This window comes from Allobaculum sp. JKK-2023 (genome assembly GCF_034745455.1).
GTDB lineage: Bacteria > Bacillota_I > Bacilli_A > Erysipelotrichales > Erysipelotrichaceae > Allobaculum.
In genome coordinates, this window is the sequence record NZ_JAYERV010000003.1 from 1,202,307 (window position 1) to 1,219,043 (window position 16,737).

The following is a 16,737-nucleotide window of genomic DNA, read 5'->3' on the forward strand; positions in this document are numbered from 1 at the left end:
TGATGGATCCATCTCGACAATTCGCTCCCTCTGCCATCAGTTCACAGTTCTCACAAGAGTCATCCGTTTTTTGCCATCAGTTTTTCAGCGCCTGTAAAGGAGCTGGAATGCGGCCGCCGCGGTTGACGAAGACGGAGTTATTTTCCTGGTTGATCTCCATGACCGGACCGGATCCCAGCAGGCCGCCAAAGTCGAGGACATCACCGACTTCTTTGCCAATTGCTGGAATGACACGGACAGCTGTCGTTTTGGAGTTCACCATACCAATCGCCGCTTCATCCGCAATCATACCCGAAATGATGTCCGCACTGGTCGATCCTGGAACAACGATCATATCCAGACCTACTGAGCATACCGCTGTCATCGCTTCCAGTTTTTCAAGTTTGAGCACACCTTTGGATGCCGCATGGATCATGCCGGCATCTTCAGAAACTGGAATGAAGGCACCCGACAGGCCGCCAACGTTGTTTGCAGCCATCACCCCACCTTTTTTTACTGCATCGTTGAGCATGGCCAGGCAGGCAGTGGTTCCATAGGCGCCGCAGGTTTCCAGGCCCATTTCTTCCAGAATATAGGCAACCGAGTCCCCAACGGCTGGTGTCGGAGCCAAGGACAGATCGACAATACCAAATGGAACGCCAAGACGTTTTCCAGCTTCACGGCCGACCATCTGTCCCATGCGGGTGATTTTGAAGGCGGTGCGCTTGATCAGGTCAGCCAGTTCATTCATCGGTGCATCCTTTGGCATTTTCGCCAGCGCAGCCCGGACCACGCCAGGACCGGATACGCCAACATTGATGACGCAGTCTCCTTCACCAACGCCATGGAAAGCACCCGCCATGAATGGGTTATCCTCAGGGGCATTGCAGAAGACAACCAGTTTAGCTGCCCCAAGGCAGTTGTCATCGGCTGTCAGTTCAGCACTTTCGCGGATGATTTTCCCCATCTGTTTGACCGCATCCATGTTGATACCGGCTTTTGTGCTGCCAATATTGACTGAAGCACACACATGCTGGGTAGCCGCAAGGGCTCTTGGAATACTTTCGATCAGCGCATGATCACCATGCGAATAGCCCTTCTGCACCAGAGCTGAATAGCCGCCGATAAAGTTCACACCAAGTTTCTGGGCACAACGCTCTAAAGTCAGTGCATATTCAACAGGATCGCCGCCGCTTGCGGCTGCAAGCATGGCAATCGGGGTGACAGAAACCCGTTTATTGACAACCGGAATTCCATATTCACGGGAAATATCATCGCCTACTTTGACCAGGTCTTTGGCCAGCGTGCAGATTTTTCGTTCAATTTTACGGCAGGATTCATGAATGTCAGCATCCGCACAATCCAGCAAGGAGATGCCCATCGTAATGGTGCGGATATCCAGGCACTCCTCATCAATCATCTTGATGGTTTCCAGAATTTTATCTGTCTGCATAGCGGCCCTCTAAATCGTGTGCATCGCCTGGAAAATTTCGTAGTTCATGACCCGGATAACCAGAGCGTTTTCAATTCCGAGTGTTTCGAGTTCGCCCGCAAAGGCGTCAAAGGTAATATCCATCCGGTCCATATCGACGATCATCGTCATCGAAAACATACCATCGAGAATAGTCTGTGAAACTTCAAGAACATTCACCTGATGTCCGGCACAGACATTGGCGCACATGGCCAGGATTCCAACGCGGTCCTGTCCGATTACACTGATAACAGCTTTCATACTTTTCAAACTTCTCCTCTATTCGGGTTTTGGACTTCTTTGTGCAGTCCTGATGTCGGGATAGATTTCCAGGTCAGTTGAGCTGGAAGCTGACTTTCCCATAACGGGCCAGTTCCGCTGGCTCCATTGTGGCCATCAGTCCGTCAAGATTGACGTCATATTCTCCCGGCATGAACTCCATCTTAGCCTGTTTTTCGAAAAGCTTGTGCAGCTCTTCACTCGGTTTTGCTGCAAGCGTGGCACTTTTTACGACTTTTATCACATTATTGGCATCAAGCAGCACTGCCTGCACATCAATATTCTTTGCAGCCAGCAGCTGATCCTTTTCATCACACTCCTGAATGTTGAAATAAAAATCGCAAGTATCCAATGGGCCGCCCTCCAGCAGGAAGATGATCATGCCATTGGTCTCACACGCCATGACGCTGAATGGTTCTCTGGCTGCACTGGCCAGCTGGTTTTCGTTCCATTCATCGTCTTTGACAACCAGTAAAAGCTTGCCATCTACAAAATCCATGGCCGCTCCTTCTTCCATAGGCCATGGAAAAACTTCATTCTTTTTCATATGTCTAAGTATAGCAGTTTGCATTCGGTTTTTGCCTGCTGTCCATTTGTGTTGACTGCCAGACTTTTATCCGCCCTCCCTCCAGACGACCAAGAGCAGAAAGCCAAAAAATGAGGGCAAAAACGAGGGCAAAAACGAGGGCAAAAACGAGGGCAAAAACGAGGGCAAAAACGAGGGCAAAAACGAGGGCAAAAACGAGGGCAAAAACGAGGGCAAAAAAGCACAAAAATCGAGCGTAAAAAAAACCACCCGAAGGTGGTTTCAATGCGATCTTAATTGAGACAAATCAGATTTTCCTCTGACTTATCCTGTCATGTTTCGGCCTTAGAGGAGTTTAGAATGGCAGTGGTTCAGTCTTAGAAACATTCTGGGCTGCAGTAACGATTGCCATTTTGTAGATTTCTTCTTCGTTGGCACCGCGGCTTAAGTCGTTGATTGGAGCGTTCAGACCCTGAAGGATTGGTCCTAAAGCTTCCCAGCCGCCAAGACGGGCTGCAATCTTGTAACCGATGTTACCAGAAGACAGGTTCGGGAAGATGAACGTGTTCGCCTGGCCGGCAACTTTGGAATCTGGTGCTTTTAATTTTGCTACTTCTGGAGAAACAGCGCAGTCGAACTGCATTTCACCATCTACATCAAAGCCAATTGGCATACGTTTCAAACGAGTTGTTGCTTCGTCCATTTTTGCAACACAATGACCGGTGGCAGATCCAAAAGAAGAGTAGGAAAGCATTGCAACTTTTGGTTCAACACCAAATTTTTTTGCTGTAGCAGCAGTCTGGATGGCGATTTCTACCAGTTCATCCGGGTTTGGATCACGGTTGATTGCGCAGTCAGCCATGAATAACTGTTCGCTGCCTTTTACCAGGATAAATGTGGAAGATACAATGGACTGACCTGGAGCTGTTTTGACCAGCTGCAACGCAGGACGTACAGTATCCGCAGTGGAGTAAGTCGCACCACCGAGCAATCCATCTGCGTAACCCATTTCAACAAGCATCGTTCCGAAGTAGTTTGTATGATCTAACAGTGCACTTGCAGCATCGTGATCGAGTTTACCACGACGCAGTTCGATCATACGGGTAACCATTTTTTCTTTTTCTTCTGCTGGGAATTCAGATGGAGCGATGACTTCGATTCCTTCAAGATTAAAGCCATTGTCAGCTGCACATTTGTTGACTTCGTCATGTTCGCCAAGCAGAACTGGTTTGACTAAGTTGTCTTCTTTCAGACGAACGGCTGCACCCATAACACGTGGATCCCAGCCTTCGGTAAATACGATTCGGGTACCTTTACCCTCAATCATTTTTGCTAATTTTGAGATGATCATGATTTTTTCCTCTTCAGGCAATTGCCTCGTTTCTAAATATAGCACGCGGCTTTTGCTTTGCAAAATTGGTCAATTTCTTCACAAGCTATCATTTCCCTTTTAGTTATGGTAAATTTTCTTTTTCCTGTTAGAAATTGCCTTCTGATATCAATTTTAACCTGTTTTTGCATAGGATGGGGCATGAATTACAATCCAGACATTAAAATTTCAAAACTTCTTCCTTGAGACGTTCCACCATCTTTTCCTGCGGCAGTTTTTCGATTACCGTTCCTTTTTTGATCAACAGACCTTCATTGCGTCCGCCGGCAATGGCGATATCCGCATGTCTGGCTTCTCCAGGCCCATTGACTGCGCAGCCCATAATGGCAACAGTCACAGGTTTGTGAATATTTTGCAGCCATTTTTCCATCTCATCCACAACTGGTTTCATATCCCATGCCGTCCGGCCGCAGCTTGGACAGGCGATCAGATTGGGGACATCCTCAATGAGGCGGCAGTCTTTTAACAGTTCACGCACAATTGGAATTTCAAGATCTGCATCGCCATTGACCGAAATGCGGATCGTATTGCCGATGCCCTCTAAAAGAAGCGGTCCTAAAGCGAGCGTGGATTTCACGGCCGACGTCATAACAGTTCCTGCTTCCGTCACTCCAAGATGGAGCGGATAGTCGAATTCTTCACTGGCTTTGCGATAAACATCCAGGCAAAGCAATGGGTCACTCGATTTAAACGAGAGAACGATGTCATGAAAATCAAGATCTTCCAGAATGGCCACATGCCGCTTCGCTGATTCAATCATGCCCTCGGCCGTTGGCTTTCCATATTTTTCATGGATATCCTTTTCCAGGGATCCCGAGTTGATGCCGATGCGGATGGGAATGCCATGCTCCTTGCAGGCTTTGACCACCGCTTCAACATTTTCTCTTGGACCAATATTGCCCGGATTCAGGCGGATTTTATCGGCTCCGGCTTCAATCGCAGCCAGAGCGAGTTTATAGTCAAAATGGATATCAGCAACCAGCGGAATATGAATCTGCTCTTTAATTGCCGTGATGGCTCTGGCATCTTCAAAGTCCATGACCGATACACGGATCAGTTCGCATCCCTGACCTTCAAGTTCCAGAATCTGGCGGATCACTTCGTCAACTTTTGCGGTCTTGATAGAACACATCGACTGGACAACGACATGGTTGTTCCCGCCGATTTCCAGATTGCCGACTTTGACACTTCGTGTTTCTGTTCGTTTCATTTTCTGTTTCCTTTTTGTATTTATAATCCTTTCAGGGCTTGAGAAAAGTCCATCCTCCATGGGCCAGAACAATGGAAAGCGCATTGCCAGCCGCATCCGACGCCATCCCGACACGCCCCTGATAAAATGAGTATAAACTGTCTGAGCAGATTGTGTTTGGATCGTTCACGTCCCGCAAGAAAGGAGTATCCTCGCCATGGATGAAAAATTTGAACTTGTCTCTCCTTATCCGCCTGCCGGTGATCAGCCCGAAGCCATTCGTGAGCTGGTCGAGGGGATCAAGGAAGGCAAAAAGCATCAGGTTCTGTTAGGGGCAACCGGTACGGGAAAAACCTACACGATGTCCAATGTCATCGCGCAGGTCAATAAACCGACGCTGGTGTTCGCCCATAACAAAACCTTGGCCAGTCAGCTCTATTCTGAACTGAAAGAGTTTTTTCCGCATAACCGCGTTGAATATTTTGTTTCCTACTTCGACTACTATCAGCCTGAAGCCTACATGCCAAAAACCGACACCTACATTGATAAAAACACCAAGACCAATGCCGAACTCGACATGCTGCGCATGGCCGCAGTCAATTCGGTTCTGCATCGACGGGATACGATTATTGTCGCTTCCGTTGCCTGCATTTATGGTGCCTCGAATCCGGATCAGTATCGGGACATGATCGATACCATCCGTGTGGGCGATATCATTGAGCGCGAAGATCTTTTAAAAATCCTCGTGAACCAGCAATACAAGCGCAACGACATCGAGCAGGCCCGAGGCACTTTCCGGGTTCGCGGGGACACGATTGAAATTGCTCCCGGTCATACCGACAGTTTCATCATCCGCATTGAAATGTTCGGCGACGAAATCGAACGTATCTGTGAAGTGGAGCCGTTAACCGGCAAACTGATCCAGGCATACAACCTGTATAACTTGTATCCAGCCAGCGGCTATGCCACAAGCATGGATATCATTCACAAAGCAGCCGATTCCATTGAAGCCGAACTGAAAGAAAGAGCCGAATACTTTGATGACATGGGAAAGCCGCTGGAAAAAGAACGACTCGTTCAGCGGTGCACCTATGATGTCGAAGCCTTGCGTGAACTGGGGGTCTGCCCGGGGATTGAAAACTATTCCCGTCACATCGATGGCCGTAAGCCCGGTGAAACGCCATATACCCTGTTCGACTACTTCCCTGACGATTTCTTAATGATCGTCGATGAATCCCATGTTTCTCTGCCGCAGATTCGCGGAATGTATAACGGTGACCGTGCCCGTAAACAGACGCTGGTCGATTATGGATTTCGTCTGCCCTCAGCGCTGGACAACCGCCCACTGACCTTCAGTGAATTTGAAGAAAAAGCCCCCCAGTCCATCTATGTTTCCGCTACGCCTGGTGACTATGAACTTGATCAGACGGGCGGTGAAGTCGTCGAACAGATCATTCGTCCAACCGGTCTGCTCGATCCAATTGTAGAAGTCCGTCCAACCCAGGGACAGATCGATGATCTGGTTGAAGAGATCAAAGCGCGCATTGCCCGCAACGAACGGACCCTGGTCACAACACTGACCGTGCGGATGGCTGAAGACTTGACCGAATACCTCAAAAACCTGGATATCAAAGTGGCCTGGCTGCACCATGAAGTCAAAACCATTGAACGAACCGAAATTATTCAGGATCTGCGCAAAGGCAAATACGATGTTCTGGTCGGGATTAACCTGCTGCGTGAAGGTCTGGATATTCCGGAAGTCTCCCTGATCACGATTCTCGATGCCGATAAGGAAGGCTTCTTGCGTTCAAAACGTTCACTGGTCCAGATCATCGGCCGGGCCGCCCGCAATGCTGAAGGCAAGGTCATTATGTATGGAGATTCGATCACCGAATCCATGCAGTATGCCATTGACGAAACTGCCCGTCGCCGTAAGATCCAGATGGAATACAACGAAAAGCACGGTATCGTTCCAAAAACGATCATCAAGCCAATCCGCGAAGTCGTTCATTCCAAGGAAACCAAGGAAATGACCGCCCGCTACCTAAAAAAGAAACAGAAACTCAACAAGAAAGATACAGCCAAATATATTGAAGAGCTCGAAACCGAAATGCGTCAGGCTGCAGCCGATCTCGACTTCGAACGCGCTGCTGAACTGCGTGATATGGTTATGGAACTCAAAGGTCTTTGTTGAGTCTTGAGGTCTTATCTTTTCAACTTTCCGCTTTAACAATTAACAATCTGATGACCTGATTCAAAAATCTGTCTAAAACGATGTCTGATTCACAGGCATAGATTCACCATTCGAGTACAGTCCAATGTCCTTCAAAAAAAACCGCCAGATTCTTCTCTGACGGTTTTTTAAATGGCAATTTTGTAACCTGATCATTCCCTCAAAGTGCCCGCTCCAGACAGAAAACAGATTCTGGCCTCATTTCTTTGGTCAGAACAATCGGTCTATGCAGACAACTAATGCAGACAACTAATGCAGAAGATGAAAGTCTCCGGTTTCGTCAATGCCTTCCAGCGGATCTTCGAAGGCATCTTCGTCGGGGTGGCTCTGGCGAAAGATTTCGGTCAGTTCGTTGGCTGCTTCATCCTGGGTTTCATGATCCAGTGAGGAAAGCAGTTCTTCAAACTGTTCTTCAGATAGTCTGGCGATCTGTTCTTCGACTTCCCGTTCGCAGGCTAAAAGTCTGGTTTCGCTTTTCATCACTTCACGGATCACTTCCAAGTAGCGGGCCAGGGTTTCTTCAAGGGTGGCATTGCCCTGAATTCCTAATAGTCCCATTGTCTGCTCTACGCCATGCTCCAGCAAGAATTCATCTAAGTCCAGCGTCGTTCCATCTTCCTGGCAGATGACAATGGCTGTGTCCTTCTCAGTTCTGTGCATACTCTCACTCCTCCTGACGTCCTTTCTTTTAACCAGAATCGCGTAAATTCATTATTTTGAACTCGTCTCTGGCCAGTTCTTTTCCGTCCAGTTGACAGGCGTTACGCCTTTTGCCTGCAAAAAATCATTCGCCGTCCGGAAATGATTGTTGCCAAAAAAGCCCTTGCTTGCCGATAACGGAGAAGGATGCGGGCTTTCAAGAACCAGATGATTGGGGTTGTGTAAAAGTTTTGCCGCATTGCGTGCCTGCGCTCCCCAAAGTAAAAAGACAATCGGCTGATCCAGCTTGTCGAGCTCTCGAAGGATGTCATCGGTAAAATTCTGCCAGCCAAAACCAGAATGCGACATGGGCTTGCCCTGTTCAACAGTCAGGATGGAATTGAGCAGCAATACGCCCTGCTCTGCCCAGTCCGACAAATCCCCGCTGCGATTCACAGGCATCTGATACTCCTGTGAGATTTCCTTGTAAATATTGACCAGTGAAGGTGGAATCTTCTGGTTGGCCGGAACCGAAAACGAATATCCCTGCGCCTGGTTAGGACCATGGTAGGGATCCTGGCCCAGGATCACGACTTTGACCTGATCGAGCGGGGTCATTTCCAAAGCCTTAAAGATATTTTCTTTGGCCGGATAAACAGTCCCCTGCTCATATGCCTGGCCTACTTTGTCCCGGATAGGACCCAGAATCCCTTTATCAAATTCTTGTGAAATAAACTCTTCCCAGTTCATGATTGAAAAATACATCTCCCTTCCTGTTTTTTCGTTCCAATTCAGGTTTATCATAGATGCATGCCCATCACTCGACAACAGAAAATACTTCAGATGGAGTCCTGCCGATCGAATAATCATCCGCAGCTGACTTTACACAACTGGTACGACAAAGACTTCCAGTCGCACCGCTTTTTTCGCTCAATCCACGTTGCAGGAACCAATGGCAAAGGCTCAGTCATTCAATGGCTGGAAGCTTTGCTGAAAACAAAAGGACTGAGCACTGGTTCCTTTATTTCTCCGCACCTGATCAGCCATAACGAACGCATCCGCATCAATGGCAAGCCCATTTCCATGGATGAATGGGAAGTAATCTACGATTCCTTTGCACCCATCTTTCAGCAGCGGCAGATGACGATGTTTGAAATGGATTTATGGATGGCCGCCCGTGCTTTCCAGAACTTTCGCCCGGACTGGGTTTTGATGGAAACCGGACTTGGCGGCGGCAAAGATGCCACCAATATTCTTTCTTACCCCTTTGGCATCATCACCCGCATCGGCATGGACCATATGGCTTACCTCGGTCCAACCAAAGAAGACATTGCAAAAGCCAAAGCCGGAATTATTCATCAGGATATGTTTGTCATCACGGCTGAAACCGATCCTGCCTGTCTGAAAATCTTTGCGGATACCTGCCTGAAAGAACATGCCTGGCTTGTTCAGATTCCAGATCCGAAAACCTTTGACTTTTCTTCCTTCTGGCCAGCTTTTCTGCCAGCTTACCAGAAAGAAAACTTCTTATGTGCACTGACGACTTTACAGATGGCCGGCATGACATTCTGCCCAGGCGAGCTGAAAAAAGCTGCCAGTCATTTCAGATGGCCCGGCCGCTTCCAGCTGCTGCAAAAAGATCCAATGATCCTGCTGGATGGCGCGCACAATCCTGATGGAATCAACGCTCTGGTCACTGCTCTGCTGGAAAAAGGCCTGAGTGGATCTGACAGAAACCAGAAATCTTCTACCGATATAAGCGATTCTGCTCATTTTGCTGCTCCAGCAGCTGCTTCCTTGCAGACGATTTACTTTTCCGTCCTTGCTGACAAGCAGGCTGGGGAAATGATTGAACGCCTGCAGGATCTTCATGCTCCTATCGTTCTGGTCCACTTTGATACCTATCGGCTGGCCGATCTGGAAAGCGTTGCTGCCAAATACAACTGCCCAATGATTTCCTTTGATGACCTGATAAAAGATCTAACCCAGGCAAAAGAGCCTGCTTTAATCTGTGGTTCTCTTTATTTTGCGGGAGCGGTTCTCGAAAAGTGGATAGAACTCCATCCGGATTTCCAGCTGGACCAGCCTGTAGAAAACAAGAAAAACAAAAACAACTCCTGCCCTAAAAAGAAATAAACAGACTTCATAGCTTCAACGAAATACAATCCCAAAAAGCAGCCCTTCTATGCCATTAAACAGTTAACATTTGATGTATCTTATCGATTTCAACGTTTTGCTCCAAAGAAGATCCCTTTCACGGTATCTTCTTTTTTCTTTGCCGGCTTTTCTCGATGCGTCTGATCAAATCCAGTTTTTCAAAAAAAACAAAAGCATGCTATTGATTGCAGATAGATAGTCAGCTATACTTTCTGGCGAAAGGAGATGAATCGTATGGATGAAAAGTATTTATGCGGGCAAATGATCAAACAGATCCATGATGACCTGGAGAAAAGAGCCAACAACGCAATGCGTAAGCAAGACCTGACTTTTACGCAAGTATCCGCTCTGTTGACTCTATTGAATTTTCCTGAGCAGAAAGCTACTTTAAAAGAACTGGAAAAGGCTCTGCATGTCGCGCAATCGACCACCGTGGGCATTGTGAACCGGCTTGAACACAAAGGCCTGGTCAATAGTTTTGGAGATCCTTCTGACCGGCGCATCAAACTGGTCCAGATCACCCCCGAAGGGAAACAGTGCTGTCGGCAAGCTCAGGACAATATGAAAGAAACCGAGGCATCTCTTTTATCCCCCCTGACAAAAGAAGAACAGAAAACCTTTATCTCTCTGCTTCGAAAAGTCAGTAAAAATCTAAACTAACAGCGTCCGTTCGTAAGAGCGGACCTGCTTATCCTCCGTTCAATTGTATGCTATTAATAGCAAGCTTTCTATCTCTTGCTTTTGGTCGCAGACGAATGGAAACGTGGACGATCAAACGAGGTGAAAATGAAAATATGAATAACAATCAGTCTTTAGACGTATTCAGTACAATGTCGGTTCCAAAAGCTGTCATCAAAAATGCAGTTCCGGCCATGGTGGCTATGTTGATGGTGCTGATTTACAACCTGGCCGACACCTTCTTTATCGGTCAGACGCATGATGCGTATCAGGTTGCAACGGTTTCGCTGGCGACCCCTGTCTTTTTAATTTTTATGGCTGTAGGAACTATCTTTGGTATCGGCGGTACGCCTGTCATTTCCCGTGCTCTTGGTGAAGGAAGAAAAGAATATGCCAAAAAGGTCTGCTCCTTCTGTATGTGGGCGTGCGTGGTTGTGGGACTTGCCATGACCGCTCTTTTCCTAGCTTTCATGGATCTCCTTTTAAATCTGATTGGAGCCAGCGAAGCGACCTGGAGCTATGCCAAAGATTACCTGACGCTGGTTTCCATTGGCGGGGTCTTTGTTTTGATCTCGAACTGCTTTTCGAACATTCTGCGGGCTGAGGGCCAGGCGAACAAAGCCATGATCGGCCAGATTATCGGAAACCTTCTCAACGTTGTTCTGGATCCGATCATGATTTTAGGCTTTGGATGGCAGATTACCGGGGCAGCCATCGCAACGGTGATCGGAAACTTCATGGCTGCGGCTTACCATATTGCTTATTTCTTACGCGGTCAGTCAACACTCAGTATCAGCCTGAAAGATTTTTCGATGAAAGATAAAATCTGCAGCGGTGTTCTTGTAATTGGCATTCCTGCCTCGCTTGGTTCCCTTTTAATGAGCATTTCGCAGATTGTCATGAACAGCCTGATGGGGGGCTATGGGGATATGGCGTTAGCTGGAATCGGAGTGGCCATGAAAGTCACTATGATCACCGGTATGCTGGCGATGGGAATCGGTCAGGGCGTTCAGCCGCTGCTTGGCTATTGTGTTGGGCGGAAACATGGGATCGATACAAAAAAATCATGAAATTCTCGTTGTGGTTTGCGCTGCTGTTGGGAATTGCCATGACTCTTCTCTGTTATATTTTTACCGACCAGATTGTTCTTGCCTTTGTCACAGATCCAAGTGCCTTTGCATATGGTGTTGAATTCTCCCGGATCCTGCTTTCGACCAATTCTCTGTTTGGCGTCTTCTATGTCCTGACCAACGCCCTGCAGGCTATGGGAGCCGCGGTTCCTTCACTGATTATCAATCTGAGTCGTCAAGGTCTGATCTACATTCCAGCTCTGTTCATTCTTAAAGCCTGGCTTGAAATCAATGGGCTTGTCTGGGCGCAGCCGGTAGCTGATATTCTTTCGCTGCTTCTTGCTGTGATTCTGTATGAAAAAGATGTAAGAAAGCTTTCTTCAAAAGCACCAGAACCTGTTCCTGCTGCCGCTTAAAAACAAATCCGCCTTCTGACTTCTCTTCTTTTCGTGGAAAAGGGCCAGAAGGCTTTTTTACTTTTATTTCTTCGGTTGCTTGTGGCTGCCATTCGCTCATTCTACGTGTGGGGCAGCCGCCATCTGTTTCAGAGCGTGCCATTCATCTTCCAGAATCGCCATCAAAATGTCGTCTTCGTACCGAGCGCCATCCACAATGGCTTTTCGCAGAACGACTTCCGTTTCTTCGGTTACAAATCTCTGAAAGGTTCAGGTCAGTGCACAATAAAGCTGCTAAAATCAATGAAAAAAAAGAGGGCATCCCTTTTTTCGATCCGAAAGCCCACCTAAAGTACAATAGATTCTAATTAGTTAATAATTTATTCAGATTCATCCTAGAATTTATGAGAGTGCTCTAGGTGTTATGTGTGATTGTAAAAATGAACTGACAGGATGACGAACTGCACTTTTCTGTTTTTTCACTTCCAGCTACAGGATTCGCAGGATGAAAGTCCATGTCCGATCCTGATGTCTGGCCTTGCTTGAAAAACAGCCGATTTGAAACAGCTGGAATGATTGTGAAGCTATTGTACCATTCACCCAAAAGACAGAATCTATTTTTTAAAAGCAGCTGGCAAAAAAAGAACGGGTATCCAGAAAAAAAGCCTTCCACCCAGACAAGGCAGAAATCCTTGTCAGTTTGAAAGACTTTGTTCAACTCGATATTCACAATCTATCTTCCTGATCTCGTTGATTCAGCTGGCTTTACCAGAAGCTGTTGCAGGCCAGTCAATCAGGCAGAACGGCTCACACTCTGTCCTTTGCTGTCCGGTATACGATAGGCAAAACTGCTTTAAACGCGACATACAAGGCTGCACATTCAAACGGAAAGCACAGGGCATTTTTAACCAGGCGGGAGGTCACCAGCACCCAATATGGCATCCCATACATCAAAGTCAGAACTAGAGGATTGAGCAGCACATTGCAGACAACCACGGCGATCAGCTGGGCTAAAATCAGTCTGCTGATGGAAATGGTCTTGCGCTGATAGAAAAACCAGGTATAAATCCCAGCTTTAACAACCAGAATCAGCGCAAACAACGGCATATACGCACCATCGGGATGAACCAGATAGCCCGCAAAGTCCGCGATCAGCGCAAAGGCCACATTCGGCCAGAACCCATAAAGAGCGCAGGATAGTGCTAAGGCGATAAAGGAAAAACTGATGCGCAGGGTCGTGGAGAGATTGATGGTCACCATCTGTAAGACACAATACAGGGCAATCAGTAAAGCAAGGGTTGTCATCGTTTTAACCTCAGTAACCCGGGCGCTTTTCCAGTGGAGTAAGGCTTGAACAGATTTCATATAAAAAACCTCCTTTCCCATGCAGATGAAAAAGGAGGCTGGTCTTTTTCGTTTGCAGCGGGATGCGAAAAACAGACCGCAAGGAAATACTTTTCGTCACCGGATCAACTCCCCGTCTCCGATGCACTTAACGCCTGTTTTTCTACTCTGTCTTTCCAACTATAAAAATCCATTGGGCCTGCGTCAATGTCTGTGTCCTGATCCCTCCTGGCGCAAAACAATATCCCTTTAAAATACCCCAAAAGCATACATTTACCGGCCTTGGCTGGTGGTTGCTTTGAAAGAGGATCAGACTCCAGTCTTTCCGTTTTCCATACTTCGTTTTCTTTATGTGCCAGCCAAAACAAACGGAGTTTCTTCTTTTTTCTTTAAATCCCTTTCATAAAAGAAGATTTGGCAATAATCACGATCTGTGAATTTGGCAAGCCAGATTTTTTTAGAGAGATTCTGCGATTTGTCATGCAAATCTGACCAATTTCAACATAAAATCAGATACTTTGTATCTACGATTACATATTCAAAACAATATTATTCTTATAATTGCTGACTATGGACACTAATTTTTACTGGCCGCCCTCTTTGAACAATGGGCAGCTCTACGCCTACAACAACATTTTTGCCTGTCTTTATCTTTGTACTCTGCTTCTGTCCATTGCTGCTGCTTTTGCTCCAGCCAGGATCAGGAACAAGTACTGGCCTTTTTTACTGACCAGCTTTACCGCCGTTCATGTGCGGACCTGGGTCAGTCAGATTATTCCAGATCCAACGGACTCCTTCCAATTTCTGCTTTTCTTTACTGTCGACTGGATTTTGTTCTGGATCTACCACTTTCTGATCAAAAGACTTGATCAGCTGGACTTAAAAAAACGAATTCCTGAATCCACCCGCTTTCTGGTGAATACCGGCCTGTGTACGGGTATAGCCGGGCAGGCCGCCTATCGGTTGTTCGGAAATCACACTCTCGATGTTCTGATCATGATGGGTATCATTACAGGTGCAGCCATCATGCGTCAGGCACGTTTTAAACAGGCCAAACCACACTGGACCTATGTGGATTTGCTGGAGAAAACTGGCACCCGCCGGCCGACAAAGCCCCGGACCTATGCCTACGTGATCGTCATGTATTTCGTCTCGCTCTATCTGAGCTGGCGATTTTTATTCACCCTGCCCTTTCAGAGTCACAGTACGCTGGCTATGGTCCTGGCCATCATCCTGTTTGTGACGGAGTGCATGGCAATCATGGAATTCCTGTACCACTGCAAAACCATCAGCCAGGACTTTCATTTCCGACTGCCGGAAGCAAGCCTGGAGGACGAATGGCCGGACATCGATGTCTTTATTGCCACTTACAATGAAGATGCAGACCTCCTGTTTAAAACCATCAACGGATGCCGTCATATGCAGTACCCGGATCCGGACAAAGTCCACATTTATTTGTGCGATGATGGCCGACGTGAAGAAATCCGCCAGCTGGCTGAGGAGACCCATATTGGCTATGTGACCCGCGACAACAACGAAGGAGCCAAAGCCGGCAATCTGAACAATGCCCTGAAGCTCACAAACAGCCCGCTGGTTGTCACCTTTGATGCCGATATGATTCCCCGGGCCCGCTTCTTGATGGAAACCATCCCGTATTTCATTGATGCCCGCAAACGCAATCAGCAGCTGCTCAAAAGTGGCCAGCCACCAATCCCGCTTGGCTTTATCCAGACGCCGCAGGCCTTCTACAACCAGGACCTATTCCAGTTCCACCTTTACAGTGAAAACAGTCTGGCCAATGAGCAGGACTATTTCTATCGTGAAATCCAGCCCTCCAGAACCTTATCCAACTCTGTGATTTACGGTGGATCCAATACAGTTCTTTCAAGAGCTGCTCTTGAATCGGTTGGCGGCTTTTTTACCAAAGCCATTACCGAAGATTTTGCGACCGGCATCCTGATTGAAGGAAACGGCTACGTTTCACTGGGAACCAGCTATCCGCTTGCGTATGGACTTTCCGCAGAAGACTTTCCTTCTCTCATCCAGCAGCGCAAACGCTGGGGGCGTGGGGTGATCAACGTGCTTTACCAGATCAACCTGTTCTTTACCTGCAAATATTCCAATGCTCAGAAAATGAGCTACTGGTCAAGTATTCAGTACTGGTTCTCCCCGTTTACCCGGGCAGTGTTCAGCCTGACCCCAATTCTTTCTGCCCTATTTGGCATTGCGGTGGTCAATTGTTCGATTCAGGAGTCGCTGACTTTCTGGCTGCCCTATATGCTGGCGCAGACATTTATGCTCAACCACCTGACTCATAATCTGCGCTCTTCTTTCTGGACAATTGTCTACGATACAATTCTGGCGCCGTTTCTGTTTTTCCCGATTCTCAATGAGCTGTTTGGAATCTCCTTAAAAACCTTCAAGGTTACAAAGAAAGGCGGAACGGATCAGAAACACAATCAGCCTCGCTACATCTGGCCTTTTGCCATTTCTTTGGTTCTGACTGGCACAGCAACGATTGCGGCACTGTGGCAGATGGCCTCCTCCCATCAGTTTGGTATGGTGATCACGCTGTTCTGGTTAATCAACAACCTGTTCGTCAATCTGATTGCGCTGCTCTTTGTGGCCGATACAAAACCCGGCAGTCCAGAATTGATGAATCGTGACTATCTGAGTGTAACGGTTTCGCCAGAAACCTCCGCCCAGATTATCCGGGATGGTGCGGTGCTTCATCTGAGCGAAGACCATATGAGTATCGTCTTCCACCGTCCCTGGAACATTGATGCCGGCACCCGAGTGTGCGTGAATCTGACCTATCAGGATAAGACTATTCCCGTTCTTGGGACTGTCGATGGCATGTATCACAAAAATGGAATGCCGGTAGTCGAGCTTTTCCGACTTCAGAGTCCGAATCGGGAAGAATTTCTGACAATGGTTTATGACCGCGATCTTGTTCCCTATGAAGGGACAACGGGTCCAGTCATTTTCGTGGCTCTGGTTCGAATTTTAAATAACCGTTTCCGTAAAAGGCAGGAAACCAAAAAGCAGGCCCGGGAACTGGAACGCAGCCAAAAGCGCGCCCAGGCCCGCCGTAAGAAAACATCCAAGTAAATGACAAAAGCAGCATTCAGCCTGCTTTTTCTCAAAAAGGTCGATCCTGCTGATTGTGAAAGCCAAAAAACCTGGTGTTGTCTTACAGCTTCTTCGGATCTTACGCAAATGTAGTTTTTAACACGAGTAATCCTAGCGAATGAATAAGCTTGCATCATTCATATTGTTGATTAAATAATCAATACCTAATTCGAGATGAGTTGGCCTATCGCATCTTGGGTTATTGGGCTTAGCGGCAATTGCTATCGTCGATAATAATGATGATAGCTAAACACA

12 protein-coding genes, 1 pseudogene and 1 riboswitch are annotated in these 16,737 nt (G+C 47.3%); of the genes and pseudogenes, 5 read left to right on the forward strand and 8 right to left on the reverse strand.

The features are described 5' to 3' along the window. Positions 1–76 precede the first annotated feature (76 nt). The 5 genes from U4956_RS04895 to ispG all read right to left on the reverse strand — a co-directional run bounded on the left by U4956_RS04895 (position 77) and on the right by ispG (position 4,915). Positions 77–1,432, reverse strand: coding sequence for a PFL family protein (locus U4956_RS04895; RefSeq protein ID WP_323089416.1), 1,356 nt, complete (start codon positions 1,430–1,432; stop codon positions 77–79). A gap of 9 nt (positions 1,433–1,441) precedes the next feature. Then, complete coding sequence (locus tag U4956_RS04900; RefSeq protein ID WP_323089418.1) at positions 1,442–1,711, reverse strand: ACT domain-containing protein; 270 nt, start codon at positions 1,709–1,711, stop codon at positions 1,442–1,444. 73 nt (positions 1,712–1,784) lie between these two features. Further along, positions 1,785–2,228, reverse strand: coding sequence for a hypothetical protein (locus U4956_RS04905; RefSeq protein ID WP_323089420.1), 444 nt, complete (start codon positions 2,226–2,228; stop codon positions 1,785–1,787). A 382-nt stretch (positions 2,229–2,610) separates the two neighbouring features. Next, positions 2,611–3,606 carry a phosphate acetyltransferase gene (pta, locus tag U4956_RS04910; RefSeq protein WP_323089422.1) on the reverse strand — a complete coding sequence of 332 codons (996 nt, stop codon included), beginning with the start codon at positions 3,604–3,606 and terminating at the stop codon, positions 2,611–2,613. 199 nt (positions 3,607–3,805) lie between these two features. Further along, the gene (ispG, locus tag U4956_RS04915; RefSeq protein WP_323091453.1) at positions 3,806–4,915 is read right to left on the reverse strand and encodes a flavodoxin-dependent (E)-4-hydroxy-3-methylbut-2-enyl-diphosphate synthase; all 1,110 of its coding nucleotides are present in this window, start codon (positions 4,913–4,915) and stop codon (positions 3,806–3,808) included. A 136-nt stretch (positions 4,916–5,051) separates the two neighbouring features. Here ispG and uvrB point away from each other — a divergent pair, with 136 nt between their 5' ends. Beyond that, positions 5,052–7,028: an excinuclease ABC subunit UvrB gene (uvrB, locus tag U4956_RS04920; RefSeq protein ID WP_323089424.1), complete on the forward strand. Its 1,977-nt coding sequence runs from the start codon at positions 5,052–5,054 to the stop codon at positions 7,026–7,028. A gap of 288 nt (positions 7,029–7,316) precedes the next feature. On the opposite strand, the gene U4956_RS04925 is transcribed toward uvrB, so the two are convergent. Both U4956_RS04925 and ung read right to left on the reverse strand, forming a co-directional pair. Continuing rightward, entirely contained in the window at positions 7,317–7,727 is a 411-nt protein-coding gene (locus tag U4956_RS04925; RefSeq protein ID WP_323089425.1) for a hypothetical protein, read from the reverse strand. A 51-nt stretch (positions 7,728–7,778) separates the two neighbouring features. Further along, entirely contained in the window at positions 7,779–8,471 is a 693-nt protein-coding gene (ung, locus tag U4956_RS04930) for a uracil-DNA glycosylase (RefSeq protein WP_323089427.1), read from the reverse strand. A 78-nt stretch (positions 8,472–8,549) separates the two neighbouring features. On the opposite strand from ung, the gene U4956_RS04935 reads away from it, so the two are divergent. The 3 genes and pseudogenes from U4956_RS04935 (at position 8,550) to U4956_RS04945 (ending at position 12,027) form a co-directional block, all read left to right on the forward strand. Beyond that, complete coding sequence (locus U4956_RS04935) at positions 8,550–9,842, forward strand: bifunctional folylpolyglutamate synthase/dihydrofolate synthase (protein WP_323089429.1); 1,293 nt, start codon at positions 8,550–8,552, stop codon at positions 9,840–9,842. 255 nt (positions 9,843–10,097) lie between these two features. Further along, positions 10,098–10,523, forward strand: coding sequence for a MarR family transcriptional regulator (locus U4956_RS04940; protein ID WP_323089430.1), 426 nt, complete (start codon positions 10,098–10,100; stop codon positions 10,521–10,523). A 212-nt stretch (positions 10,524–10,735) separates the two neighbouring features. After that, positions 10,736–12,027 (forward strand): annotated as a pseudogene (locus U4956_RS04945) (MATE family efflux transporter). 786 nt (positions 12,028–12,813) lie between these two features. Here the strand turns inward: U4956_RS04945 and U4956_RS04950 are convergent. Next, positions 12,814–13,371: a folate family ECF transporter S component gene (locus tag U4956_RS04950; protein ID WP_323089431.1), complete on the reverse strand. Its 558-nt coding sequence runs from the start codon at positions 13,369–13,371 to the stop codon at positions 12,814–12,816. Positions 13,372–13,424: 53 nt separating this feature from the next. Then, positions 13,425–13,523, reverse strand: a riboswitch (THF riboswitch). Positions 13,524–13,920: 397 nt separating this feature from the next. Here U4956_RS04950 and U4956_RS04955 point away from each other — a divergent pair. Continuing rightward, positions 13,921–16,461: a glycosyltransferase gene (locus U4956_RS04955; protein WP_323089432.1), complete on the forward strand. Its 2,541-nt coding sequence runs from the start codon at positions 13,921–13,923 to the stop codon at positions 16,459–16,461. Positions 16,462–16,737: the final 276 nt, after the last annotated feature.